Here is a 23,076-nt window from a genome sequence, read left to right as displayed (position 1 = left end):
GGGACATTACAATGCTGTGGTGACGCGCGCCAGTTATGAACCGTGCCCGACTTTAGCCACGCTTGCCGCTTGCGCTGTCCGCACGGCGATCCATCGGCAGCACGACGACCTTGGTGCCGACTGTGACGCGGGAATACAGATCAGACACGTCCTGATTGGTGAGGCGGATGCAGCCCGACGACACCTGCGTGCCGATGGTCTCCGGCATATTGGTCCCGTGGATGCGATAGATGGTGCCGCCGAGATACATGGCACGGGCGCCAAGCGGGTTGCCGGGGCCGCCGGCCATGTGGCGCGGCAGATAGGGCTGGCGTGCGATCATTTCAGCCGGCGGGGTCCATGCCGGCCATTCGGCCTTGCGAGTCACGGTTTGTACGCCGGACCATGTGAAACCATCGCGGCCGACGCCGATGCCGTAGCGGAGCGCCTGACCGTTGCCGAGCACGTAATACAGATAGGTGTTCGGCGTATCGACGATGATCGTGCCGGCGGCCTCGCGGGTCGGATAGTTGACGATCTGCCGCCTGAAGCGCGCGGGCTGTTCGATGGCAGAGCGCTCGTCATCCATCTGCGGCGACTGCACATAGGGCGCAGGCTCGCTCTGGACCGGCGGCGCCATGAAGAACGGAAACAGCGGCAGCGGCGTTGCGGCTGCCGGATGGGCAAAGGAGAATGCGCCGGCAAGGAGCGCGCCGATTGCGACGGCAGCACGGCGAATTTTTCGTTCGAAAGAAGCGAGGGTGATCATGGGAATCTCCGTTTGAGCGCCTGTAAATGAGCGCCCGTTCGGCGCCTCGTTGGCAGGAGATGTACCCAGCGGCCGTTTCAGGAGATTTGCGTCAATTCTGCAAAACGGTTTCGTCGCGGCGGGGAAATGTGTCGTCGCGGGAGGAGGCGGACAACATTGTTGCACCGGGAATGACCGCCGGCGCGCTGATTTGAATCAAGCGCGCCGGGCTTCAGTGGTCACTCGTTAAGGGTGGTATCCGGGCGCCAGGTCAGCAGCCGGTTTTCAATCATGGTCAGGATCCATTCGGCCAGCAGCGCCACGATCGCGATAACGATCATCGCGGCGAACACGCCGTTGGAATCGAACGAGCCCTGTGCGGTCGCGATCAGCAGTCCCATGCCTTCGCGGGCGCCCAAAAACTCTCCGACGATGGCACCGACCAGCGCGAAGCCGAACGAGACATGCAGGCTGGCGAGAATCCAGGACAGCGCCGAAGGCAGCACCACAGCGCGGGTCATCTGCCAGTTGCTGGCGCCGAGGATGCGCGCATTCGCGATCAGGTTCTTGTCGGCCTCGCGTACGCCCTGGAAGGCGTTGGCGAACACCACGAAGAACACCATCACGACGGCGAGTGCGATCTTCGATGCCGCACCAAGGCCGAGGGCGACGATGAAGATCGAGCCGAGCACGACGCGCGGGATCGAATTCGCGACCTTGATGTAGATCGAGAACACGTCTGACAGGAGCTGGTTACGGCCCAGCGCGATGCCGCACAGGATGCCCATGGCCGAGCCGATCAGGAAGCCGGCGCCGGCCTCGTAGATTGTCACCCAGATCTGCTTCCATAGCGGCCCGATCGAGGTGCCGTTTTCGGTCCAGTCGATCAGCTTGGTGACGATGCCGGAGGGCTGGCCGAAGAAGAACGGATCGATCAGCTCGAAGCGCACGCCAAATTCCCAGCCGCCGATCAGGAATACGAGGACGGCAAGCCGCAGTACCAGCACGAGGCGCTGATGGCGGCGCATGCGCTGGACGGCGGTCTCGATGCGGCCGTCGGTGGCAAGGGGTGTGGTGATTGTCGTTTCGGTCATTCTAGTGTCCCGCCCGGGCGCGCAATACTTCCTCGCGCAGGTCGTCAGAGATCTTTCGCGCGATGGCGATGAAACGTTCGTCGTAGCGCAATGTCGCGACATCGCGTGGACGCGGCAGGTCGATGGTGTGGACGGACTTTACCCGCGCCGGTCGCGTAGTCAGCACGGCGACGCGATCGGCGAGCAGGATGGCTTCGTCGAGATCGTGGGTGACGAACAGCACCGCCGATTTCGCCTGCGCCCAGAGCTGCAGCAATTCCTCCTGCATCAATTCCCTAGTCTGCACGTCGAGCGCGGAGAATGGCTCGTCCATCAGCAGCACCTGCGGATTGGTGATGAAAGTCTGCGCCAGCGCCACGCGCTTGCGCATGCCGCCGGAGAGCTGATGCGGATGATGATGTTCGAAGCCCTTCAGGCCGACACGAATGATCCAGTCACGCGCGGTGGCCTCCGCCTTGTCTTTCGCCACGCCGCGAAACAGCGGCCCGGCCATGACATTGCCGAGCACGTCGCGCCACGGAAACACTGCATCCTGCTGGAACACGAAGCCAACGCGCCGGTCAACACCGGTCACCGGCGCATCGAACAATGTGACTTCGCCGCCTTGCGGGCGGGCGAGGCCGGCGATCAGCCCGAGCGTCGTCGACTTGCCGCAGCCGGTGGGGCCGACCACGGCCATGAATTCGCCGGGCGCAATGCTAAGGTCGAAATCCTCCAGCGCGGAGAGAACGTCACCCGAAGGCGTGACGAAGCGGCGCGCGACGTTCTTCAGTGCGACGGCGGAGGGCGATGCAATTGCTGACATGCTCAGTTCGTCGCGTTGGCTTTGACCACGAAATCCGTGGTGTAGGTCTTGGCGAGGTCGATGGTCTTGCCCTTGAGGTTGGGCGAGAAGCTGTTCAGTACACTCAGCACTGACTCCGGTGCACCAGCAGGCATCATGCCGTCGACCGAATATTGCGGCTTGCCTTCGCGCAGACCTTGCACATAGAGATCGAGTTCGCCGGCATAATAGTCCTTCGGCATTTGCGCCGCGATTTCCTCGGGCGAGTGGCTGTTCATCCACTTCAACGTCTTCACAAAGGCATTGACGACCTTCTGTGCCGTCTCCTTGTTCGCCTCCATCCAGGCGCGGTCCATATAGAGACACGCGGCCGGATAATCGCCGCCAAGTGCAGCGCGGGTGCTTTCCGGGGTCCGCAGATCGATGCCGACTTTGGCCGTGCCGTTTTTCACCGCACGCGCCACCGTCGGCTCCGTCGTCATGCCGGAGACGATCTTGCCCTGCTGCATGGAAGCCAGGAACGTATCGCCAGCGCCGACTGGCACCAGCGTGTAGTCCTGCATCTTCAGGCCCGCCTTGGCGGCGAGCGCGCGGGTCAGGAAGTCGGTGGCAGAGCCGAGGCCGGTGACGCCGAGCGCCTGGCCCTTCCAGTTGGCGGGATCCTTCAACTTGTCCGCATCGGCGGCCTTCACCAGCACGACTTCGCCAGGCGCGATCGCGAATTGCACCACTGAGGTGATGAATTTGCCCTTGGATTGCAGGTCGATGGTGTGATCGTAGAAGCCGACCACGCCTTGCACTTCGCGGGCGAGCAGGGCGGTCGCTGCCTGCGAGCCAGAGGTGGAGTTGAACAGCTCGACGTCGAGCCCCTGTTCCTTGAAGAATCCGAGCTGCGCCGCGAGTTTCGCCGGCAGATAGATCTGCTTGTCGATACCGCCGACCATGATCTTGATCGGGGTTTGCGCCGCAGCAGGGGCTGCAAGTGCAGCGGCGAGTGATACAGCCGCAATGGTTGCGGCAAAGAATTTGCGCATGGACGTTTCCTGACTTCTGAATTTGGCGCTGGTCTACTGCGGGGGCGGTCATCCCGGTCCACGCGCAAGCGCTCGCAACGGGGGCATCAGGCCCCGGCCTGCGTCAAACTGTCAATCGGCTATTGGCAGGCCACAACAGCAAAAAGCGCCCGCTCGGGAGAGCGGACGCCATAGGTGAGAAAGCTTTATGGGATTAGGGCTCTACAGCACGCCAAATACGATAGCGCCGACGAAGGCGATTGCCGCATAGGCGGCCACAACGCTCAGTTGGCCGAACATAGTCATGGGAACCCTCCCTTTGACGTTGTCGCGCGGAGTAACGCGAAAGCTGGCAGTCCGTTCCCGCAGAAAAGGGAAGGAAGCCGACCAACTGCCGCCGTAGCGGTACGAGCGTCGGCAACATGGTAAATCAAACGTGAATTCAATGCGTTGAAGAGTCTTTAAAACATTTCGACCACCTTGCGCGAATGACGCGCAGAGTTCGTTTGTATCTCGTCGGCTCCGTCGTCCTTGTTTCGCTTGCGGGTTGCGGACGCGGTCTGTTTCAGACCCAGGAACGTGAACCATGGCGTGCCGAGGCAGAAGTCGCATGTCTCAAATCCGGCACGGTGAAAGAGGGCGCTGATCTCGTTCGGATCAACCCGATTTCCGGGCCCGGTGTCTGCGGCGCTGAATTTCCCTTGAAGGTCGCAGCCCTTGGCGAGGCTAGCAGCAGCTATGGTTTTGCCGATGAAACCTTGCGGCCGCCTGGCGGCATCAGCGGTGCAAGCCAGCCACGTTGGCCGGTGCAGCAGCAGCCACAGACCATGGCGCGTCCCGCGAACAGCTATCCGAGTTCCTATCCGCAAGCCGCGCCGCAGCAGCCGTCCTATGGCGGTTCATCCTATGGCGGCGCTGCCAATAACGGACCGATCTCGCTGAACGCGCCAGGCGTGCCGCCGGACAATGAAGACGAAATCGAATTGCCGCCGGAAGGTTCGCCGCAGACGATGCGCGCGCCGCAGCAAGAGCAGCCGCGCGCGCCTTACGGCCGCTATAGTTCAGGTGTGCAGCAGAGCCAGCCGCCGCAGGACTATGCCCCACAGCGTCTTGGACCGGGACAGGGCAATGTCACGGGCTCGGTCGGCCCCGTCGTCGTGAAACCGACGGCGACGCTGGCCTGTCCGATCGTCTCGGCACTCGACAAGTGGCTCGCGGAGTCCGTGCAGCCGGCGGCGATGCGCTGGTTCGGCACCCGCGTCGCCGAGATCAAGCAGATCTCTGCCTATTCGTGCCGTGGCATGAACGGCAATTCGCGCGCGCATATTTCCGAACATGCGTTCGGCAACGCGCTCGATATCTCCGCTTTTGTGCTCGCCGATGGTCGCAGTGTCTCGGTGAAGGCAGGCTGGAAGGGCATGCCGGAAGAGCAGGGGTTCCTGCGCGATATCCAGGGCGGCGCGTGCCAGGTCTTCAACACCGTGCTGGCGCCGGGCTCCAACGTCTATCACTACGATCACATTCACGTGGATCTGATGCGTCGGCCCAAGCGCCCGGTGATCTGCCAGCCGGCGGCCGTGTCGGGCGAGGAGATTGCCGCTCGCGCGCAAAGTCGCAATCCCTATGCCGGGCGCAACAACAATGACTACGGCGGCGTGACCGGCTCGATCGGCCGCACGGCCAAGAAGTCGACGCGCAAATCGCCCGATGACGAGGACTTCTACGAGAACGAATAGGCCGGCTTGTCAGATGCGGTAGGCCGCGAGGAACATCCGCACGGCACTGTCGACGACCTTGTCGATCTCCGCGCGCGTCGGCGTCGGCTTGGCCTGGAAGATGAAGGGCTGAAACAGCGTCGCCTGGCAGGACATCATGAACTGCGCGGCGGATAGCTCGGTATCAGTGATCGCCAATTCCTTCGCAGCGACGCGGGCATCGAGATAGGTCGCGACCTGCCGGATCGCGTGTGCCAACACCGCTTCATAAAAGCGTTTGCCGACATCGGGCATGCGCTCCGCGATCGCCATCACGGTACGGATCGCCGAGCCGCCGCCGGGCCGACACAGCAACTGGATATAGGCGCGGCCGAACTCGCCGAGCGTGGTCACTGCATCGCGTTCCGGATCGAGATTGAAGACAGCTTTGCCCTGCTCGAGCTTCTCCTGCTCGACGATCGACTCGAACAGCGCGCTCTTGTCGGTGAAATAGACGTAGAGCGTGCCCTTGGAGACGCCGGCGGCACGCGCGATCTCGCCCATGCTGGCGCCGTCGAAGCCCAGATCCAGGAAGACTTTTCGCGCGCCGTCGAGAATTTGGCGGCGCTTGGCGCTGTCTTCCTCGCCTACGGGCGAGAGGGGGGCAGGGTGGGAGGCAACCATTCGTTCAGCCTGTTCGATGAATCAGCGGGATATCGCCCGCGATGAAACCGGAATAACGCGAAATCGTGATGAACTGACCAAACTCTATCTTGACCGAACCGTTCGGTCAATTTACATATTGCCGCAGCAAGCGGGGACCCGGCATGTCCGATGGTGTCCGCATTCTCACGTTTGAGGAGGCCGGAATGGCCGGACCACGCGACCAGGCTGCCCGTATCATTCGCCCCGAAGGCGAGACTGACAGCGCGCCGGTGCGCGTCGTGTCGCCCGCAGCGGATGAACCCGCAGCCCGCGGTCCTGCGGATGCACCCGCACCTGAACAACCCGCCACAGCAGCACCGGCCGCGACCGCGCAGGCCGCTGCGCCAAAATCCGGCAAGAAGAAAAAAGTGCTGCTCGGTGTCGGCGCGCTGCTCGCCGTCGCAGGCGTCTATTATGGCGTGAACTACTATCTGGTCGGCCGCTTCATCGTTTCGACCGACGACGCTTATGTCCGCGCCAGCAACACCACGCTGGGTGCGCGCGTATCGGGCCACATCGCGCAGATCCTGCCGGGCGACAACGTCGCGGTGAAGGCTGGCGAGGTGATCTTCAGGATCGACGACGGCGACTATCGTATCGCTGTCGATGCCGCCAAGCGCAAGATCGACACCCAGAAGGCCACAATCGAACGGATCGGCCGTCAGGTCGGCGCGCAGGAAAGCGCTGTCGAGCAGGCGCAGGCCCAGCTTGCATCGGCCGATGCCGCTGCCAATCGCGCCTCGCTTGAATTCGACCGTCAGGAAACGCTGAGCAAGCAGGGTTTTGCCTCGCGCTCGGTCTACGAGACCTCGCAGTCGAACCGCGACCAGACCTCGGCTGCCGTCAAGGCCGCGAAGGCATCCGTCGACTCCGCCAAGAGCAGCGTCGAAGTGACGAAGGCGCAGCAGAACGAAGCGCGTGCGCAGCTCGCCGAATTGCAGAGCGCGCTGGACAAGGCCGTGCGTGATCTCGACTTCACCACCGTGAAGTCGCCGGTGGATGGCATCTTCTCCAACCGTCTCATCTCGACCGGTGATTTCGTTTCGATGGGTCAGCGTCTTGGCAATGTCGTGCCGCTCAACGACGTCTATATCGATGCCAACTTCAAGGAGACGCAGCTGCGCCGCCTGAAGCCGGGCCAGCCGGTCTCGATCGAGCTCGATGCCGATAGCAGCCGCGCCATCGAAGGCACGGTGGAAAGCCTCGCGCCGGCAGCCGGCTCGGTATTCACGCTGCTGCCGCCGGATAACGCCACCGGCAACTTCACCAAGATCGTGCAGCGCGTGCCTGTGCGCCTCAGGGTGCCGGCTGACGTCGCCAAGGAAAACCTGCTGCGCGCCGGCATGTCGGTCTATGTCCGCGTCAACACCAAGCCGGGTGCAGAACCCGCGCGCTAAGTCAGGACAAGCAGATGTCCACGACCACCACCGTGTCAGGCGCACCGCCGGCCGCTCCGGCTGCGGACTATGTCGCGCCGAAACGCCTGATCGCGTTTCTGATCATGGTGTTCGGCATGTTCATGTCGATCCTGGACATCCAGATCGTCTCGGCATCGCTGTCTGAAATCCAGGCCGGATTGTCCGCGTCGTCCAGCGAAGTCTCCTGGGTGCAGACCGCCTATCTGATCGCGGAAGTGATAGCGATTCCGCTGTCCGGCTTTTTGTCGCGCGCACTCGGCACGCGGCTGTTGTTTGCGATCTCGGCCGCCGGCTTCACCTTCGCCAGCCTGATGTGCGGCTTCACCTCGTCGATCGAGCAGATGATCCTGTGGCGTGCGATCCAGGGCTTCCTTGGCGCCGGCATGATCCCGACGGTGTTCGCCTCGGCTTATACGGTGTTTCCGCGCTCCAAATTCCACATCGTCGGCCCGATCATCGGCCTCGTCGCGACGCTGGCGCCGACCATCGGCCCGACGGTGGGCGGCTACATCACCGATGCGTTGTCATGGCACTGGCTGTTCTTCATCAACGTGGTCCCCGGCATCGGCATCACCATCGGCGTGCTCGCGCTGGTGGATTTCGACGAGCCGCATTTCGAACTGCTCGATCATTTCGACTGGTGGGGCCTCGGCTTCATGGCGGGTTTCCTCGGTTCGCTGGAATATGTGCTGGAAGAGGGGCCGCGTAACGACTGGTTCCAGGACACGTCGATTGCGATCTTCGCGGTGATCTGCTTGTTCTCGGCCATCGCCTTCTTCTGGCGAGTGCTGACGGCGAAGGAACCCATCGTCGACATCCGCGCCTTCACCGATCGCAATTTCGCGCTGGGCTGTCTGTTCTCGTTCTGCGTCGGCATCGGCCTCTACGGCCTGACCTATCTCTATCCACGTTATCTCGCGGAGATCCGCGGCTACAGCGCGCTGATGATCGGCGAGACCATGTTCGTCTCGGGTGTGGCGATGTTCCTGACGGCGCCGCTGGTGGCGCGTCTGATGCAGAAGATCGACATGCGCTATCTCATCATGACGGGATTGGTGCTGTTCGCTGCCGGCACCTGGCAGATGACATGGGTGACGCGCGATTTCGATTTCTACGAATTGCTGCTGCCGCAAATCCTACGCGGCATCGGCATGATGATGGCCATGGTGCCGATCAATAATATCGCGCTCGGCACGCTGGCGCCGCAGATGCTGAAGAACGCCTCCGGCCTGTTCAACCTGACGCGCAATCTTGGCGGCGCACTCGGCCTCGCGCTGATCAACACCGTGCTCGATCACCGCACCGACTTCCACATCACCCGGCTGCACGACAAGGTCACCTGGGGCAATGCGCAGGCGGTCGAGATGCTCAACATGTTCACCCAGAAGTTCCAGGGTATGGGGGACGCGTCGCGCATGGCGATGAAGCAGCTGTCGCAGATCGTGCATCGTCAGGCCGTCGTGATGAGCTTTGGCGATGCGTTCTTCGCGCTGTCGGTGTTCTATGTCGGTCTCAGCCTCATGGTGATGCTGCTGAACAAGCCCAGCAATCCCGCCAATGCCGGCGGCGGGCACTAGAGCGTTTTCGAGCGAAGTGGATGCCGGTTCGCGTCAAGAAAACGCGTCAAAACAAAAAGCTAGAGCGGCTGGAGCGGTTCTATCGCCAATCAGCGATTGAAGCTGGCCATCATGTTGCCAAAAGCCGGCGGCACATCTATAAAATCATTTATCCATTGCTCGAACCAGAGGGAGAGTCTGCATGAAGTCGATTGATCTGCTCTCCGGAATTCTCGGTTCGGTGCACGCATGCGGATTTATGCGGGCTCATTGAGCCCCGGTTCCGCCTCTGCCGGTCGGGCCTGATGTCCCGACCATCCCGATCTTTCCCGTTTCTGTACTTTTAGGACGCTCGCGCTCGGTCTGGCCGTTGCGCGTCAAACCATGGAGCCGGTCTGCGCAGGGGCGCTGCCGGATGAAGTCATGACTCTGAAATCGAAGGACCGCGCCGCCGCCATCCGCGTGGTGATCCCTTTCGTGATCCGGCACTGGTTCCGGCAGCCCGGACGGGCGGCGACGGTTGCCGTCGGTCTGCTCGGCGCAACGGTGGCCGATCTGTTCATGCCGCTATTCTCCGGCCAGCTGGTCGATGCCGTCACCAAAGGTGGCGCCGATCCGGCGGCCCGGCAGGCGGCATTCACAGCCTTTGGCGCCATCGTGGCGCTTGGCGCGACGTCGATGCTGCTGCGGCTACTCGGCATCCACGCCATCGTTCCGTTCACGCTGCGCATCATGTCGGATCTGTCGCGCGAGGCTTTCGCGCGCGTGCAGCGTTTCTCGACGGACTGGCACGCCAACAGCTTCGCGGGCTCCACGGTGCGCAAGGTCACGCGCGGCATGTGGGCGGTCGATCTGCTCAATGACACGCTGTTGATGGCGCTGCTGCCGTCGCTGGTGGTGTTGCTTGGCTCGATGCTGCTGCTCGGCTGGCACTGGCCGGCGCTGGGCGGTGTGATCGCTGTCGGCACGGTCGCCTATATCGCCATGACCGTGTGGTTCTCCACGCGTTACATCGCGCCGGCCGCGCGCGTGTCGAATGCATGGGACACCAAGGTTGGCGGTACGCTGGCGGATGCCCTGACCTGTAACGCCGTGGTGAAATCCTTCGGCGCGGAAAGCCGTGAGGACGGTCGGCTGGGGCAGGTCGTCGGCCGCTGGCGCGTGCGCGTGGCGCGCACATGGTATCGCTACAACACGACGAGCACGGTGCAGCTCGCAGTGCTGCTCTGCGTGCGCACGGCGGTGATCGGCGGCGCGCTATGGCTGTGGTTGAACGGGCAGGCCACGGCAGGCGATGTCACCTATGTGCTGACGAGCTATGTTGTGATCCACGGCTATCTGCGCGATGTCGGCATGCACATCAACAACCTGCAGCGTTCGGTGAACGACATGGAGGAGCTTGTCGCGATTCATGATGTCGCGCTCGGCATCGCCGATGCGCCGGATGCGCAGCCGATTGCGATCACCGGCGGGCGCATCCTGTTCGACGACGTGACGTTCCACTATGGCGGTCATGCCACGCCGCTCTATGACGGGCTGTCGGTCGACATCCGCGCCGGCGAACGCGTCGGTCTGGTTGGGCGTTCAGGCTCCGGCAAGACGACCTTCGTGAAGCTGATCCAGCGGCTCTACGATGTGTCGGGTGGCCAGATCATGATCGACGGCCAGAACATCGCCGAGGTCACGCAGGAGTCGCTGCGCAGCCGGATTGCGATCGTGCAGCAGGATCCGATTCTGTTTCACCGTTCGCTGGCCGACAACATCGCCTATGGCCGGCCCGGTGCCAGCATGGCGGCGATTGAACAGGCGGCGCGGCTGGCGAATGCGCGTGACTTCATCACCCGGCTGCCGAAAGGCTACGGCACGCTGGTCGGTGAGCGGGGCGTGAAACTGTCGGGTGGCGAGCGTCAGCGCGTGGCGCTGGCGCGTGCATTCCTGGCGGATGCACCGGTACTTATTCTGGACGAGGCGACATCGAGTCTCGATTCAGAGTCGGAGGCGTTGATCCAGGAGGCGATGGAGCGGCTGATGAAAGGCCGCACGTCGATCGCGATCGCGCATCGCCTGTCGACGGTGCGCAGCCTCGATCGCATTCTGGTATTCGATCACGGGCATATCGCGGAAGAGGGCACCCATGCCACGCTCACAGCGCGACCGGGTGGCATCTATCGCGGCCTGTTCGAACGGCAGGTGCTGGATCTCGATCGCACCGTCGCCGCGGAATGATATCAGGAAGGAACGGGGGCCGCCGTTGGCCCTCGTTCGCATTTTGGCGCATGTCGTGAATGCGTTCGTCCCCCGTGGTCGAGCCGATCGTGGCGACACCCGCACGGTGACGCCCGTCGTCGCAAAATCGGATGTCGTTGACAGTTCCTGCTTTGCGCAACACTCTGTCGATCCTGCGACCAGTATAGACCGTATTGGGGCTCGACGATGGATTGCTCGCCGGACATTCAGACATGGTCGACTGCTCTCGTCGAGCCGGAACGACGGCTGGATTACTGGATTTCCGCTGTCTGCGAAGGCTTTCTGGAGATGGATATCGCCAGCCTCGCGCCCGCGAGCTTTGCGTCCGAACTACAACGCGGGCAGCTCGACGTGATTGGGGTCAATCAAGTTCGAGGCGATCCCCAGCATGTCTATCGCACCAGACGCGCCATCGCGCGCGGCCAGTCCAATTTTTACTATCTGCTTTGCAAGACCGACCGGAACTGGTCGGCCACGCAATGCGAGAGAACGGCGATGTTGCGCCCTCATGATCTTCTCCTGGTGGATTCGCGGCGCCCCTATGAATTTCATTTTCCGGTGACGTCGGACACGATTTCGCTGGAGCTGCCGATGGGATGGGTCGAGCGCTGGCTTACCGCGCCCGAGCAGTATCTTGGCCGGGTGATTGATGGACAGTCTGGCTGGGGACTGGCACTGAGCGGCTTCGTCCGGCAATGGTCACCGGAATTGGCCGTTCGCAGTCCGCTGCCGGCGCCTCTCCTCGTCGATCAATTGGGAGCCCTGCTGGCTCTGACACTGGAAGGCGATGTGACGCAGTCGCCGGCGGAGACCTCCGGCACGGCCGCGCTAATTGATCGGATTCGTCGTGCTCTGCGCGAACGCTATGCCGAGCCCGGCCTCACTGCAGCGTCGATTGCCACGCAACTGCAAATCTCGGAGCGCACGCTACATCGCGGTCTCGCCAGCGCGTCCGTGACCTTTAGCGGGCTGCTCGCCGATTGCCGCATGTCGATGGCCCGCAAGATGCTGGCCGAGCCGCGCTTCGATCGTGTGAGTATCGGTGGCATCGGGCAGAAGGTCGGCCTGACAGATCCATCACATTTTATCCGCCAGTGCCGCAAATATCTGGGGGTGACACCCGGCGAGTTCAGGCGCCGACGATAGCCTGTGACGCAAATCGTCGATTGGGCTGGCACAATCCGGCCATCTGCCCGGCATGTCGGTGATTATGAATGTCCGGGAAACATCGGGAGGATTGCATGGCAGATCTATACGTCCTGGTTCACGGCGCCTGGCACACGGGACAGGAGATGGACGCGGTCGCCGGTCATCTGCGGGCGAGCGGGCATGTCGTTCATTGCCCGACGGTCGCTGGCAACAACGCGAATGACGACCGCAGCACAGTTGGGCTTGCGCAGGCTATCGCTTCGATCGCTGATTATATCGAGAAAGAAAATCTGCGGGACATACGCCTTGTCGGACACAGCTATGGCGGCATGGTGATTTCGGGCGTCGCGGACCGTATGGCAGAACGCATCAAGCGGCTGGTCTATGTCAACGCCTTCGTTCCGCTGGACGGACAGTCGGTCAACGACATGGTGCCGCCGCATTACCTTGGCCTGTTCGATTCCATCGCTGCCGCCAACAACAACGCGGTGATGCTGCCGTTCGAAATCTGGCGCGACGCTTTCATCAACGATGCCGATTTCGGACTGGCGAAGTCAGCCTATGAGCAACTCAATCCGCATCCCTACAAGACATTCACCGACAAGATTTCGCTGAGCAAGCCTCTCGCCGAACTTGCGGTCGGGAAATCCTACGTGAATTGTCAGCAGGACATTGCGCTGCCACACAGCCTGCCATGGCATCCCCGACTATCCGAACGTCTTGGTCTGTTTCGGCTGGTCGAATGTCCGGGTAGCCATGAAATGTTCTTCAGCAATCCTGCACGCCTCGCAGAGGCGATCATTCAGGCAGGACGGGACTGAAGCAGATTTCGGCGCGGTCATCGGCGCCAAAACTGGCGAAGGGCCCGGCGTTTTGCGCCGGGCCCTTCGTTGTTCAGAAAGTTATCAGCCGGCCTGTAAGCCGGGTTCTGTAGGGCATCGCCGATTTGCACCGGCGATACGTGACGGCCATTCCTCTGGGACCATAGTTGCCTATGGCCTCAAGCAACCTACCCGGACAGCGAGCAAGACATTGCCCCGCAGTGTTATCGCTCAAGGTGAGCGAACTGACTGCTTTGCCGTCCCTATTCGGTTTTGCTCCCGGTGTGGTTTGCCATGCCGTTTCCGTTGCCGGATACGCGGTGCGCTCTTACCGCACCTTTTCACCCTTACCCGCCTTCGCAGCTTGCGCTGCTACGGCGTGGCGAGCCCGAAGGCCTGTCGCGCCGAAGTCCCGAAGGGACGTAGGAGGGCGGTTCGTTCTCTGTGGCACTTTCCCTGGGGTCACCCCCGCCGGACGTTATCCGGCACCGTATGTCGATGGAGCCCGGACTTTCCTCTCCCGCAGCCTTTCGACCATAGCGGGAGCGGCCGTCCAGCCGACTGACGGCACAGGCATGGAGGCTCAGGGCCGTGGCGTCAAGCCAGGAACGCGCGCAGTCTTTGCCAAAATAAATTATCCTGAAGATGTCGTTCTGCTGCCGGTTCGTTCGACTGACCGCATGATCCCGGAAAGTGGCAACCAGTTTTCGGACCCGATCATGCCCATGTCACGGCGAATGCGCCGCTCAAGAGGAGAGAACGCAATGCAGTATCTGCTGATGATCTACCAGAACGAAGCCGAGTACGCGAAAATGGACGCCGCCACAGGCAAGAAGATGCTTGAGGAATATGGCGCGTTCACCCAGTCCATCGTCCAGAGCGGCAATTTCAAGGCCGGTGACCGGCTGCAACCGACGACCACAGCGACCACGGTGCAGGTGCGCGACGGCAAGATGCTCACCACCGATGGTCCGTTCGCCGAGACGCGCGAACAGCTCGCTGGTTACTATCTGGTTGACGCGAAGGATCTCGATGCCGCATTGGCGATTGCGGCGCGGATTCCCAGTGCGCGGGTCGGTTCGATCGAGGTGCGGCCGATCTGGGTCTATAACTGACACCATGACGCTGGCCGAAATCGACAGGATCTTTCGCAACGAGGCGGGTCGCGCGCTGGCGACGCTGATCCGCCTCGTCGGCGATTTCGATTTGGCTGAAGATGCGTTGCAGGATGCCTTCGCGGTTGCGCTTGAAAAATGGCCCGCCGCCGAGCCGCCGGAAAATCCGCGTGCGTGGCTTGTCAATGTCGGGCGCAACAAGGCGATCGACCGTGTCAGGCGTCTGGTATCGTTTCGCGACAAGCAGGAACAGGTGACGCACGAGCTGTTGCTGAATGCGTGCGCAAATGACGATCGCTGTGATGACGCCGTTCTCGACGACGACATGTTGCGGCTGATTTTCATCTGCTGTCATCCGGCTTTCGCCGTGGAGGTGCAGGTGATGCTGACGCTGCGGACCGTCTGTGGATTGAGCACCGCTCAGGTGGCACGGGCGTTTCTGATCGGCGAAGACGCCATGGCGCAGCGTCTGGTGCGTGCCAAACAGAAGATCCGCATCGCCGGAATTCCCTATGAAGTGCCTGTGCTGGACGCGCTCGAACAGCGCCTGCGCGGCGTGTTGGCCGTGATCTATCTGGTTTTCACCGAAGGCTACGTTGCCACGTCAGGTGACGATCTGATGCGGCCGGACCTGGCGCGGGAAGCAATCCGGCTGGCTCGTTTGCTTGATGCGCTGATGCCGCAGCGACGCGAGATCAAAGGCCTGCTGGCGCTGATGCTGCTGCACGACGCGCGCCGCTCCGGTCGTGCTACCGCAGATGGCGATATCGTGCTGCTGGAAGCGCAGGATCGGTCGCTGTGGGATCACCAACAGATTGCAGAGGGATTGCGGCTGGTCGAGGACGCGTTGCACGCTCCGGGCCGACCCGATGACTATGTGGTGCAGGCCGCGATCGCGGCGCTGCATGCGCAGGCGCCAAGCTATCAAGCCACCGACTGGCCGCAGATCGCCGGGCTCTACGAAGTCCTGCTGCGGATCAGGCCATCGCCGGTGATCGAGCTCAACCATGCCGCCGCGGTGGCGATGGTCGATGGTCCGCTGCGTGCCCTGAATCTGGTCGATGCATTGCAGGCGAGGGGCGGACTCGACGGCTACGATCTGCTGCCGGCGGTGCGCGCCGACCTGTTGCGCCGTCTTGGCCGGCGCGATGCCGCCCGCGATGCGTATCATCGGGCCAGTGCGGCCACACAACTTGAGCCACTGCGCCGGCTTTACGCGCGGCGATTGGCTGAGCTGGACGAGATGACCGATCCGGAGATCTAGGCTGTCGCTTCGTTGGGCAGGCTTGCGAGCAGGGCCTGCAGCGTGGTCAGCGTCGAGTGATCGACGAGGCCATCGACGCGCTCGGGACGGAAATGGCGCTGGAAGGCGGTGACCACTTCCATGGTCGGAGCATTGTACTGGCCATCGGTCTCGATGCCGTAGCCATAGCGCGCCAATGCATGCTGCAGCGCCAGTACGTCGTCGCCTGCAGTGCCGAGCTTCATGGCTTCGCCGCGTACGATCGGCGCCGGCATCACCCAGTGTCCGACGCCCGAATTGGCCAGCGAGTGCCACGGGAATTTTTCGCCGGGATCCTTCTTGCGCGAGGGCGAAACGTCGGAATGACCGAGCACGCGATGCGGCTGCAGGTCATGACGCAGCATGATGCCGCGGCATAGCGCGGTGACGGCGGCGATCTGCCGGCTCGGAAAATCCGGATAGCCCCAGTCATGACCGCGATTGATGATCTCGATGCCGATCGAGCAGGAATTGATGTCCTCTTCGCCGGCCCAGAAACCGACGCCGGCGTGCCAGGCCCGCTTGGCTTCCGGCACCGTCTGCACGATACGGCCATCCTCGAGCACGATGTAATGCGCGGAGACATCGGTGCCCGCGCTGCACAGGCGCGTGATCGCGCCTTCCGGATCGGGCATGCCGGTATAGTGCAGCACGATCATGTCGGGCTCGAGGCCCTTGTTACGCTCACCGAAATTCGGCGACGGGATCACGTCGGAAACCACGGATGAATCCGGGGTAAAGGTCGGCATGTCCGCGGCGCCCTTGGGAATCGGGAGGGCGCGTTGACGCTTGGAGTCGGATCCAGCGGGTGCGGACGTAGGTGAAGCCATCAGAAACTCAAATCAGTCACGAGAACAGCGACACATATCGGTTGCGCCGCAGGCGCGTACTATCCTCGACCGGCACATTGCTATGCAACGACTGCATGACAGTTTTGCCCCATTTTTATCCACTGTGGGCTTAAAGCATCAGCACTACGATGAAACCGGCACTTGCAATTGATCAACTGCTCTCCAACCCATCAACGCTTTCTTAACGCTAAGTGCCGTTACTGAGTGGTGAAGAGCCAACCTGAAAAGGGCGGCCAAAGTTCCATTTTGACGTTCAAATCCCATGGCAATCCCGACAAATCCATGCGGACGTCCGGCCTTTCCCGCGCCAAACGCGGGTGGCGCGTCGAATGGAACCCGCAATCGCGCGGCGACCGGGCTTTTCAGGAGGAAAAGCCAGGCGGCGCGCCGACAGTTGAGGCGACATGGGCCTGTTCGTGTCCAGCTTGATTTTGCGCCTCGATGCGAAGGAACGGAACGCGCTGTCTGCGTGCTTCCGGCAGGCGCGCGCATGAGCACGCCCGATACAAGACATATCTCCGTTCTCGGCGTGGAAGCCGTCGACATGCTGAGCCCGCGCGCCGGTGGTATTTATGTCGACGCCACGTTCGGCGCCGGCGGCTATTCCCGCGCCATTCTCGCGACCGAGGGAACCCGCGTCATCGCCATCGATCGCGACCGGACCGCCATCGCCGGTGGTTTCGATCTGGTCGACGCGTCCGACGGCCGTCTCACGCTGGTCGAGGATCGCTTCTCCAATCTCGCCGATGTGTGCACCGCGCAGGGCGAGCCGCTCGTCGATGGCGTCGTGATGGATGTCGGCGTGTCGTCGATGCAGATCGATCAGGCCGAACGCGGTTTCTCGTTCCGTTTCGACGGCCCGCTCGACATGCGCATGAGCCAGCACGGGCCGACCGCGGCCGATGTGGTGGCGAAGGCCTCCGAGGCCGATCTTGCCAATATCATCTATATCTTCGGCGAGGAGCGGCACTCCCGCTCCGTCGCGCGCGCGATCATTGCCGCGCGCAAGGAAGCGCCGATCGAGACGACGAAGCAGCTCGTCGATATCGTGCAGAAAGTCGTGTGGGCCAAGCCCGGCGAAATCCATCCGGCGACGCGGACATTCCAGGCGCTGCGCATCTTCGTCAATGCAGAGCTCGATGAATTGCACACCGCGCTCGCCGCCGCCGAGCGCGTGCTGAAGCCGGGCGGCCGGCTGTCGGTGGTCTCGTTCCATTCGCTGGAAGACCGCATCGTCAAGAATTTCATGACCGAACGCAGCAAGACCGGCGGCGGATCGCGGCATCTGCCGGAGGTCGCGCAATCCCGTCCGCGCTTCTCGCTCGTCAACAAGCGCCCGATCACTGCTGGCGACGAAGAACTCAAGGCCAATCCGCGCGCGCGCTCTGCGAAGCTGCGCGGCGCCGAGCGTACCGACGCGCCGGCACAGGATGCCGGCCAGTTGCCGGGCTGGCCGACGCTTGCCTCTGTGATGAGGGGAGGCTGACCATGCGGATCATCCACCTTCTCGTCATCGCCGTTCTCGTCTTCGCCGCCGCCTATGTCTATCGCATCAAGATGGAATCCACGGTGCGCACCGAGAAGGTGCTGCGCCTGCATGCCGATATTCGCGAACAGCGCGATGCGATCGCGTCGTTGCGTGCCGAATGGGCCAAGCTGGATGCGCCGATGCGGCTGCAGGGTCTGGCCGAACGTCATCTCAAGCTGCAGCCGGTGACGGCGCAGCAATTCGACACGATGAAGAACCTGCCGGATCGGCCGCCGAACTTTGCCAAGCCCGGTGAGCCCGATCCGATCGGCGCGATGATCCACACCATCGATCCGGATATCGTGACCGGTTCGCTGCCGGCGCCGGAGGATCCGCAGTGACAGGTCCGCAACTCGACCCGAACAAACCGATCACCCGGCCGCCGGAGCCCTGGCGCCAGCGTCTGATCCGCAGTCTGCTCTACGGGCGCAACGTCGATCGTGCGGCGAAGGCACGCGCGCGCGTCGGTCTTGCGATGATCGCGTTCGGCGGTGTGTACGGCATCATTGCCGTGCGTCTGATCATGTTTGCCGTCAACGGCGACACCCATGCCGAGCGCCGCTCCACGCGTGACGCCATCGCGACCGCACGTCCCGATATCGTCGACCGCAACGGCGCGATCCTGGCGACCGACGTGAAGTCACCGTCGCTGTTCTCGGAGCCGCGCCGCATCATCGACAAGGACGAAGCGGTCGAATTGCTCACTGGCGCATTGCCTGATCTCGACGGCGCCGAAGTGCGCGAGCGGATCATGAGCAAGAAGGGCTTTGCCTGGCTGAAGCGCGAGATCACGCCGCAGCAGCAGCGCGACATTCATCGCCTCGGCATTCCGGGCATCGGCTTCCTGCGCGAGAACAAGCGCGTCTATCCGAGCGGTGCGGCGGTCTCGCATCTGATCGGCCTGACTAATATCGACAACCAGGGCATTGCGGGGATCGAGAAATGGCTCGACAGCAATGGCCTCGCGGATCTGCATCGCGCGGGCTTCGCATCCGACCGTCTGCAGAAGCCGGTCGAGCTCGCCGTCGACCTGCGCGTTGAACATGCGCTGCGTGACGAACTGCTCAAGGCCAAGGCGAAGTACAGCGCCAAGGCGGCGTCCGGTCTGGTGTCGAACGTGAAGACCGGCGAGATCGTCGCGATGGTCTCGCTGCCTGACTTCGATCCGAACAATCCGAAGGAAGCGCACGATCCGGACCGCATCAATCGCCTGACCACCGGCGTCTATGAAATGGGCTCGACCTTCAAGACGCTGACGCTGGCGATGGCGCTGGACAGCGGCAAGGCCAACCTCAATACGATGTATGACGCGCGCTATCCGCTCAGCTACGGCAAGTTCAAGATCCACGACACCCATCCGGTGCCGCGTCCGATCTCGCTCACCGAAGTCTTCACTTTTTCGTCAAACGTCGGTGCTGCGAAGATCGCGCTCGGGCAGGGTGTCGAAGCGCACAAGGCCTTCCTGAAGAAAGTCGGCCAGCTCGATCGCCTGCGCACCGAATTGCCTGAGAGCGCGATGCCGATCGTGCCGAAACGCTGGGGCGAGTTGAACACCATCACCATCGCATTCGGTCACGGCATGGCCGTGGCGCCGCTGCAGGCAGTGATGGGCGTCAATGCGATGATCAATGGCGGGCTGCTGATCCCGCCGACCTTTCTGAAGCGCACCGAAGAGGAAGCGCGGGAGATCGGCAAGCGCGTCATCAAGAAAGAGACCAGCGACAAGGTGCGTTACATGATGCGCCTGAATGCCGAGGTCGGTTCGGCGCGGCAGGCTGAAGCGAGGGCCAAGGGGTACTATCTCGGCGGCAAGACCGGGACGGCCGAGAAGGTCGTCAACGGCCGCTATTCGAAGAAGCAGGTGCTGAATTCCTTTACCGCTGTGCTGCCGATGGACAATCCGCAATTCCAGGTTCTGGTGATGCTGGACGAGCCGAAGGCGTTGCCGGAAACCCATGGTTTCATCACCTCGGGCTGGAATGCGGTGCCGACGGGCGGCAATGTGATCGCCCGTATCGCGCCGCTGTTGGGGCTTGAGCCGCGCTTCGATCTGGCGCCGTCCGACCGCCTTATTCTTGCGACATCCAAGGTGACTCAGTAACGCCGCATCTGCGCTTTACAGCCGGTGCAAAATGCGGTTTGCGTGGCGTTGCGGAACCCGATTTGTCACTCGATCTGGCCTGCCCGGAGCAGCATGAAACTACGCGATTTGTTCAACCTTGATGCCGTGATGGAGCAGTCCGCAAGGGACGTCACCGTCACCGGACTGGCTGTGGACAGCCGCGCAGTGAAGCCGGGCGATCTGTTCTTTGCACTTGCAGGCGCGAAAACCGACGGTTCGCGTTTCATCGCACAGGCACTGGCGTCAGGTGCCGTCGCGGTCGCCGGTGCTCACAAGCCCGACGATCTGTCCGTCCCCTTCGTGCGCACGCCCAATCCGCGCCTTGCGCTGGCTCTGGCCGCCGCCAAATTCTATCCGCGCCAGCCTGCGGTCATCGCCGCCGTCACGGGGACATCGGGCAAGACCTCGGTTGCGTCCTTTGCGCGCGAGATCTGGGGGCGCCTCGGATATGCCTCTGCAAGCATCGGCACCATCGGTCTCGTCTCGCCGAAGCGCACCGTCTATGGCTCGCTGACCACGCCGGATCCGATCTCGCTGCACCAACAGATCGACGAGATCACCGGCGAGGGCGTCACTCATCTCGCGCTCGAAGCGTCGTCCCATGGCCTCGATCAATTCAGGCTTGATGGCGTGCGCGTCAGCGCCGCCGGCTTTACCAATCTGTCGCGCGATCACATGGACTACCATCCGGATGTCGCGCACTATCTCAGTGCCAAGCTGCGGCTGTTCCTCAATCTGGTCGTGGATGGTGGCGTCGCCGTGATCGCGGCGGATCATGAGCATTCGCCGCAGGTGATCCATGCTGCTCAGTCGCGCCACTTGCGCCTGATGAGAGTGGGCCGCAAGGGCGACGGCGTGGGCGAGGGTATTCGTCTTGTCGATGCCACGGTCGAAGGCTTTGCGCAGAAACTCACACTTGAGCATCGTGGCAAGAGCCATCAGATCAAGCTGCCACTGGTCGGTGAATTCCAGATCGAGAACGCGCTTGTCGCGGCCGGCCTTGTCATCGGCACCGGCGGAGACGTCGAGCAGACCTTCGCCGCGCTCGAACATCTCCAAGGCGCCAAGGGTCGTCTCGAGCAGGTCGGTGCGCATAACGGCGCGCCGGTCTTCGTGGACTACGCGCACAAGCCTGATGCGCTCGCGAAAGCACTGCAGGCGCTGCGTCCCTATGCCAAGCGCAAGCTCGTCGTGGTGTTCGGCGCCGGCGGCGACCGCGACGCCGGCAAGCGGCCGCTGATGGGCGAGATTGCCGCCGAGAATGCCGACAGCGTGATCGTCACCGATGACAATCCGCGCAGCGAGAATCCTGCAAGCATCCGGGCTGCCATTCTGGCCGCTGCGAAAGGCGCCATCGAAATCGGCGACCGCGCCGAGGCCATTCGCGTGGCCGTCGAAGGCCTGCAGCCCGGCGATGCCCTGCTGATCGCCGGCAAGGGCCACGAGACCGGACAGATCGTCGGTGATCGCACGCTGCCTTTCAGCGATCACGAGGCCGCCGCAGCGGCGCTTGCCAAGAGGACTGCATGAGCGAGTTTCTTTGGACATCGGCCGCGATGGTCGACGCGATGCACGCCACGACCCAGGGCGCGCTGCCGGCGGGTATCACGGGCATCTCCATCGATACCCGCACCATCAAGCCGGGCGACGCGTATTTCGCGATCAAGGGCGACGTGCATGACGGCCACGCCTTCGTCGAAGCCGCGCTGAAAGCCGGTGCTGGTCTCGCTGTCGTCGAAGCGGCGCAGCGTGACAAGTTTCCCGCCGATGCGCGCCTGCTGGTGGTCGACGACGTGCTCGCAGGTCTCGTCCAACTCGGTCTGGCCTCGCGTGCACGTCTGAAAGCGCCGATCATCGCAATCACCGGTTCGGTCGGCAAGACCTCGACCAAGGAAGCGCTGCGCCGCGTGCTGGAAGCGCAGGGCAAGACGCATGCCTCGGTCGCGTCGTTCAACAATCACTGGGGCGTGCCGCTGACGCTGGCGCGCTGTCCGGCCGATGTACGTTTCGCGATCTTCGAGATCGGCATGAACCATGCCGGCGAAATCGAGACGCTGGTGAAGATGGTCCGGCCGCATTACGCCGTCATCACCACCGTCGAACCGGTGCATCTGGAATTCTTCGCCGGTGTCGAAGCGATCGCGGATGCGAAAGCCGAAATCTTTTCGGGGCTTGAACCCGATGGCGTCGCGATTCTCAACCGCGACAACGCGCAGTTCGCGCGGCTGCAGAAGAGCGCCAAGAAGGCAGGTGTCTCGCGCATCGTCTCGTTCGGCGCCGACCAGAAGGCTGAGGCACGGCTGATCGACGTGGCATTGCATCCGACCTGTTCAGCGGTGCATGCCAACATTCTCGGCCATGATGTGACCTACAAGCTCGGCATGCCCGGCCGCCACATGGCGATGAATTCGCTGGCGGTGCTGGCGGCAGCCGAATTGATGGGCGCCGATCTCGTTCATGCCGCGCTGACGCTGTCGCAGGTCGTGCCCGCTGTGGGCCGCGGCGCTCGCCATGTGCTCGAAGTGCCAGGCGGCGAGGCGACGCTGATTGATGAGAGCTATAATGCCAATCCGGCTTCGATGGCGGCGGCCATCAATGTACTGGGCGCTGCAGCAGTCGGTCCAAAGGGGCGCCGCATCGCGGTGCTCGGCGACATGCTCGAACTCGGCGCCGATGGCGCGAAACTTCATGCCGGGTTGCTGGATGCGGTGCAGTCCAACGGCATCGATCTGGTATTTTGCTGTGGTCCCCTGATGCGCAACCTTTGGGATGCCCTTTCCACGGGCAAGCGGGGCGGCTATGCCGGGGATGCGGCGGCGCTCGAATCGCAGGTGCTGGCCGCGATCCGCGCCGGTGACGCCATCATGGTCAAGGGCTCGCTCGGCTCGAAGATGAAACCGATTGTCTCCGCGCTCGAAAAGCGCTTTCCCGGCAACGCCGCGCTCGACGACGCCGCGGTATAGGGCGGAC

The 23,076-nt window shown here is 62.7% G+C and carries 20 protein-coding genes and 1 other RNA gene; 14 read left to right on the top strand and 7 right to left on the bottom strand.

Annotated elements, in window-relative coordinates; genetic code table 11:
* Positions 1 to 52: 52 nt before the first annotated feature.
* The 4 genes from AB7951_RS18925 to AB7951_RS18910 all read right to left on the bottom strand — a co-directional run bounded on the left by AB7951_RS18925 (position 53) and on the right by AB7951_RS18910 (position 3,639).
* Positions 53 to 748, bottom strand: a complete 696-nt coding sequence (locus AB7951_RS18925) for a L,D-transpeptidase (protein WP_089267363.1) — start codon at positions 746 to 748, stop codon at positions 53 to 55.
* A gap of 218 nt (positions 749 to 966) precedes the next feature.
* Positions 967 to 1,755 carry an ABC transporter permease gene (locus AB7951_RS18920; RefSeq protein WP_439062735.1) on the bottom strand — a complete coding sequence of 263 codons (789 nt, stop codon included), beginning with the start codon at positions 1,753 to 1,755 and terminating at the stop codon, positions 967 to 969.
* A 67-nt stretch (positions 1,756 to 1,822) separates the two neighbouring features.
* The gene (locus tag AB7951_RS18915; RefSeq protein ID WP_199712046.1) at positions 1,823 to 2,626 is read right to left on the bottom strand and encodes an ABC transporter ATP-binding protein; all 804 of its coding nucleotides are present in this window, start codon (positions 2,624 to 2,626) and stop codon (positions 1,823 to 1,825) included.
* Between the two features lie 2 nt (positions 2,627 to 2,628).
* A complete protein-coding gene (locus tag AB7951_RS18910) occupies positions 2,629 to 3,639 on the bottom strand; it encodes an ABC transporter substrate-binding protein (protein ID WP_120289029.1) in 1,011 nt (336 codons plus the stop codon).
* A 467-nt stretch (positions 3,640 to 4,106) separates the two neighbouring features.
* Between AB7951_RS18910 and AB7951_RS18905 the strand changes: the two genes are divergently transcribed.
* The gene (locus AB7951_RS18905) at positions 4,107 to 5,354 is read left to right on the top strand and encodes an extensin family protein (protein ID WP_120289030.1); all 1,248 of its coding nucleotides are present in this window, start codon (positions 4,107 to 4,109) and stop codon (positions 5,352 to 5,354) included.
* A 9-nt stretch (positions 5,355 to 5,363) separates the two neighbouring features.
* Here AB7951_RS18905 and AB7951_RS18900 read toward each other — a convergent pair whose 3' ends face one another.
* Positions 5,364 to 5,996, bottom strand: coding sequence for a TetR/AcrR family transcriptional regulator (locus AB7951_RS18900; protein ID WP_120289031.1), 633 nt, complete (start codon positions 5,994 to 5,996; stop codon positions 5,364 to 5,366).
* Positions 5,997 to 6,181: 185 nt separating this feature from the next.
* Between AB7951_RS18900 and AB7951_RS18895 the strand changes: the two genes are divergently transcribed.
* The 6 genes from AB7951_RS18895 (at position 6,182) to AB7951_RS18870 (ending at position 13,208) form a co-directional block, all read left to right on the top strand.
* Complete coding sequence (locus AB7951_RS18895) at positions 6,182 to 7,414, top strand: HlyD family secretion protein (protein ID WP_120289291.1); 1,233 nt, start codon at positions 6,182 to 6,184, stop codon at positions 7,412 to 7,414.
* A 14-nt stretch (positions 7,415 to 7,428) separates the two neighbouring features.
* Complete coding sequence (locus tag AB7951_RS18890) at positions 7,429 to 9,012, top strand: DHA2 family efflux MFS transporter permease subunit (RefSeq protein WP_120289032.1); 1,584 nt, start codon at positions 7,429 to 7,431, stop codon at positions 9,010 to 9,012.
* A gap of 20 nt (positions 9,013 to 9,032) precedes the next feature.
* The gene (locus AB7951_RS18885) at positions 9,033 to 9,197 is read left to right on the top strand and encodes a hypothetical protein (RefSeq protein ID WP_158596786.1); all 165 of its coding nucleotides are present in this window, start codon (positions 9,033 to 9,035) and stop codon (positions 9,195 to 9,197) included.
* Positions 9,198 to 9,414: 217 nt separating this feature from the next.
* Entirely contained in the window at positions 9,415 to 11,217 is a 1,803-nt protein-coding gene (locus AB7951_RS18880) for an ATP-binding cassette domain-containing protein (RefSeq protein WP_441256023.1), read from the top strand.
* A 207-nt stretch (positions 11,218 to 11,424) separates the two neighbouring features.
* Positions 11,425 to 12,384 (top strand): helix-turn-helix domain-containing protein, encoded by a 960-nt coding sequence (locus AB7951_RS18875; protein ID WP_120289033.1) that lies wholly within the window; start codon positions 11,425 to 11,427, stop codon positions 12,382 to 12,384.
* A gap of 95 nt (positions 12,385 to 12,479) precedes the next feature.
* Positions 12,480 to 13,208 carry an alpha/beta fold hydrolase gene (locus AB7951_RS18870; protein ID WP_441256022.1) on the top strand — a complete coding sequence of 243 codons (729 nt, stop codon included), beginning with the start codon at positions 12,480 to 12,482 and terminating at the stop codon, positions 13,206 to 13,208.
* 80 nt (positions 13,209 to 13,288) lie between these two features.
* Here the strand turns inward: AB7951_RS18870 and rnpB are convergent.
* An RNA gene (rnpB, locus tag AB7951_RS18865) (RNase P RNA component class A) lies at positions 13,289 to 13,773 on the bottom strand.
* 199 nt (positions 13,774 to 13,972) lie between these two features.
* Here rnpB and AB7951_RS18860 point away from each other — a divergent pair.
* Entirely contained in the window at positions 13,973 to 14,323 is a 351-nt protein-coding gene (locus AB7951_RS18860) for a YciI family protein (protein WP_068732310.1), read from the top strand.
* A 4-nt stretch (positions 14,324 to 14,327) separates the two neighbouring features.
* The gene (locus AB7951_RS18855; RefSeq protein ID WP_439062630.1) at positions 14,328 to 15,587 is read left to right on the top strand and encodes an RNA polymerase sigma factor; all 1,260 of its coding nucleotides are present in this window, start codon (positions 14,328 to 14,330) and stop codon (positions 15,585 to 15,587) included.
* Here the strand turns inward: AB7951_RS18855 and AB7951_RS18850 are convergent.
* Positions 15,584 to 16,435: an N-acetylmuramoyl-L-alanine amidase gene (locus AB7951_RS18850; protein ID WP_120289035.1), complete on the bottom strand. Its 852-nt coding sequence runs from the start codon at positions 16,433 to 16,435 to the stop codon at positions 15,584 to 15,586. The two genes, AB7951_RS18855 and AB7951_RS18850, sit on opposite strands and share 4 nt — an antisense overlap.
* A gap of 511 nt (positions 16,436 to 16,946) precedes the next feature.
* Here AB7951_RS18850 and rsmH point away from each other — a divergent pair.
* The 5 genes from rsmH (at position 16,947) to AB7951_RS18825 (ending at position 23,069) form a co-directional block, all read left to right on the top strand.
* Entirely contained in the window at positions 16,947 to 17,942 is a 996-nt protein-coding gene (gene rsmH / locus AB7951_RS18845) for a 16S rRNA (cytosine(1402)-N(4))-methyltransferase RsmH (RefSeq protein WP_120289036.1), read from the top strand.
* Between the two features lie 2 nt (positions 17,943 to 17,944).
* Positions 17,945 to 18,325, top strand: coding sequence for a cell division protein FtsL (gene ftsL / locus AB7951_RS18840; protein ID WP_089267351.1), 381 nt, complete (start codon positions 17,945 to 17,947; stop codon positions 18,323 to 18,325).
* Positions 18,322 to 20,085, top strand: coding sequence for a peptidoglycan D,D-transpeptidase FtsI family protein (locus AB7951_RS18835; RefSeq protein WP_439062631.1), 1,764 nt, complete (start codon positions 18,322 to 18,324; stop codon positions 20,083 to 20,085). Before ftsL ends, AB7951_RS18835 begins: the two co-directional genes overlap by 4 nt.
* A gap of 93 nt (positions 20,086 to 20,178) precedes the next feature.
* Positions 20,179 to 21,636 (top strand): UDP-N-acetylmuramoyl-L-alanyl-D-glutamate--2,6-diaminopimelate ligase, encoded by a 1,458-nt coding sequence (locus tag AB7951_RS18830; protein WP_120289037.1) that lies wholly within the window; start codon positions 20,179 to 20,181, stop codon positions 21,634 to 21,636.
* A complete protein-coding gene (locus AB7951_RS18825; protein WP_120289038.1) occupies positions 21,633 to 23,069 on the top strand; it encodes a UDP-N-acetylmuramoylalanyl-D-glutamyl-2,6-diaminopimelate--D-alanyl-D-alanine ligase in 1,437 nt (478 codons plus the stop codon). The genes AB7951_RS18830 and AB7951_RS18825 overlap by 4 nt, the downstream gene beginning before the upstream one ends.
* Positions 23,070 to 23,076: the final 7 nt, after the last annotated feature.

The organism is Tardiphaga sp. 285_C5_N1_2 (assembly GCF_052076065.1).
GTDB lineage: Bacteria > Pseudomonadota > Alphaproteobacteria > Rhizobiales > Xanthobacteraceae > Tardiphaga > Tardiphaga robiniae.
Note: the sequence above shows the minus strand (reverse complement) of the source record. Positions and strands in the feature narration are given on the sequence as shown.

Bases quoted from the DNA above. Each gene is read 5' to 3' on its own strand.
- AB7951_RS18925 (WP_089267363.1), bottom strand. From the start codon at position 748: ATGATCACCCTCGCTTCTTTCGAACGAAAAATTCGCCGTGCTGCCGTC.
- AB7951_RS18920 (WP_439062735.1), bottom strand. From the start codon at position 1,755: ATGCGCCGCCATCAGCGCCTCGTGCTGGTACTGCGGCTTGCCGTCCTC.
- AB7951_RS18915 (WP_199712046.1), bottom strand. From the start codon at position 2,626: ATGTCAGCAATTGCATCGCCCTCCGCCGTCGCACTGAAGAACGTCGCG.
- AB7951_RS18910 (WP_120289029.1), bottom strand. From the start codon at position 3,639: ATGCGCAAATTCTTTGCCGCAACCATTGCGGCTGTATCACTCGCCGCT.
- AB7951_RS18905 (WP_120289030.1), top strand. From the start codon at position 4,107: ATGACGCGCAGAGTTCGTTTGTATCTCGTCGGCTCCGTCGTCCTTGTT.
- AB7951_RS18900 (WP_120289031.1), bottom strand. From the start codon at position 5,996: ATGGTTGCCTCCCACCCTGCCCCCCTCTCGCCCGTAGGCGAGGAAGAC.
- AB7951_RS18895 (WP_120289291.1), top strand. From the start codon at position 6,182: ATGGCCGGACCACGCGACCAGGCTGCCCGTATCATTCGCCCCGAAGGC.
- AB7951_RS18890 (WP_120289032.1), top strand. From the start codon at position 7,429: ATGTCCACGACCACCACCGTGTCAGGCGCACCGCCGGCCGCTCCGGCT.
- AB7951_RS18885 (WP_158596786.1), top strand. From the start codon at position 9,033: ATGCCGGTTCGCGTCAAGAAAACGCGTCAAAACAAAAAGCTAGAGCGG.
- AB7951_RS18880 (WP_441256023.1), top strand. From the start codon at position 9,415: ATGACTCTGAAATCGAAGGACCGCGCCGCCGCCATCCGCGTGGTGATC.
- AB7951_RS18875 (WP_120289033.1), top strand. From the start codon at position 11,425: ATGGATTGCTCGCCGGACATTCAGACATGGTCGACTGCTCTCGTCGAG.
- AB7951_RS18870 (WP_441256022.1), top strand. From the start codon at position 12,480: ATGGCAGATCTATACGTCCTGGTTCACGGCGCCTGGCACACGGGACAG.
- AB7951_RS18860 (WP_068732310.1), top strand. From the start codon at position 13,973: ATGCAGTATCTGCTGATGATCTACCAGAACGAAGCCGAGTACGCGAAA.
- AB7951_RS18855 (WP_439062630.1), top strand. From the start codon at position 14,328: ATGACGCTGGCCGAAATCGACAGGATCTTTCGCAACGAGGCGGGTCGC.
- AB7951_RS18850 (WP_120289035.1), bottom strand. From the start codon at position 16,435: ATGGCTTCACCTACGTCCGCACCCGCTGGATCCGACTCCAAGCGTCAA.
- rsmH (WP_120289036.1), top strand. From the start codon at position 16,947: ATGAGCACGCCCGATACAAGACATATCTCCGTTCTCGGCGTGGAAGCC.
- ftsL (WP_089267351.1), top strand. From the start codon at position 17,945: ATGCGGATCATCCACCTTCTCGTCATCGCCGTTCTCGTCTTCGCCGCC.
- AB7951_RS18830 (WP_120289037.1), top strand. From the start codon at position 20,179: ATGAAACTACGCGATTTGTTCAACCTTGATGCCGTGATGGAGCAGTCC.
- AB7951_RS18825 (WP_120289038.1), top strand. From the start codon at position 21,633: ATGAGCGAGTTTCTTTGGACATCGGCCGCGATGGTCGACGCGATGCAC.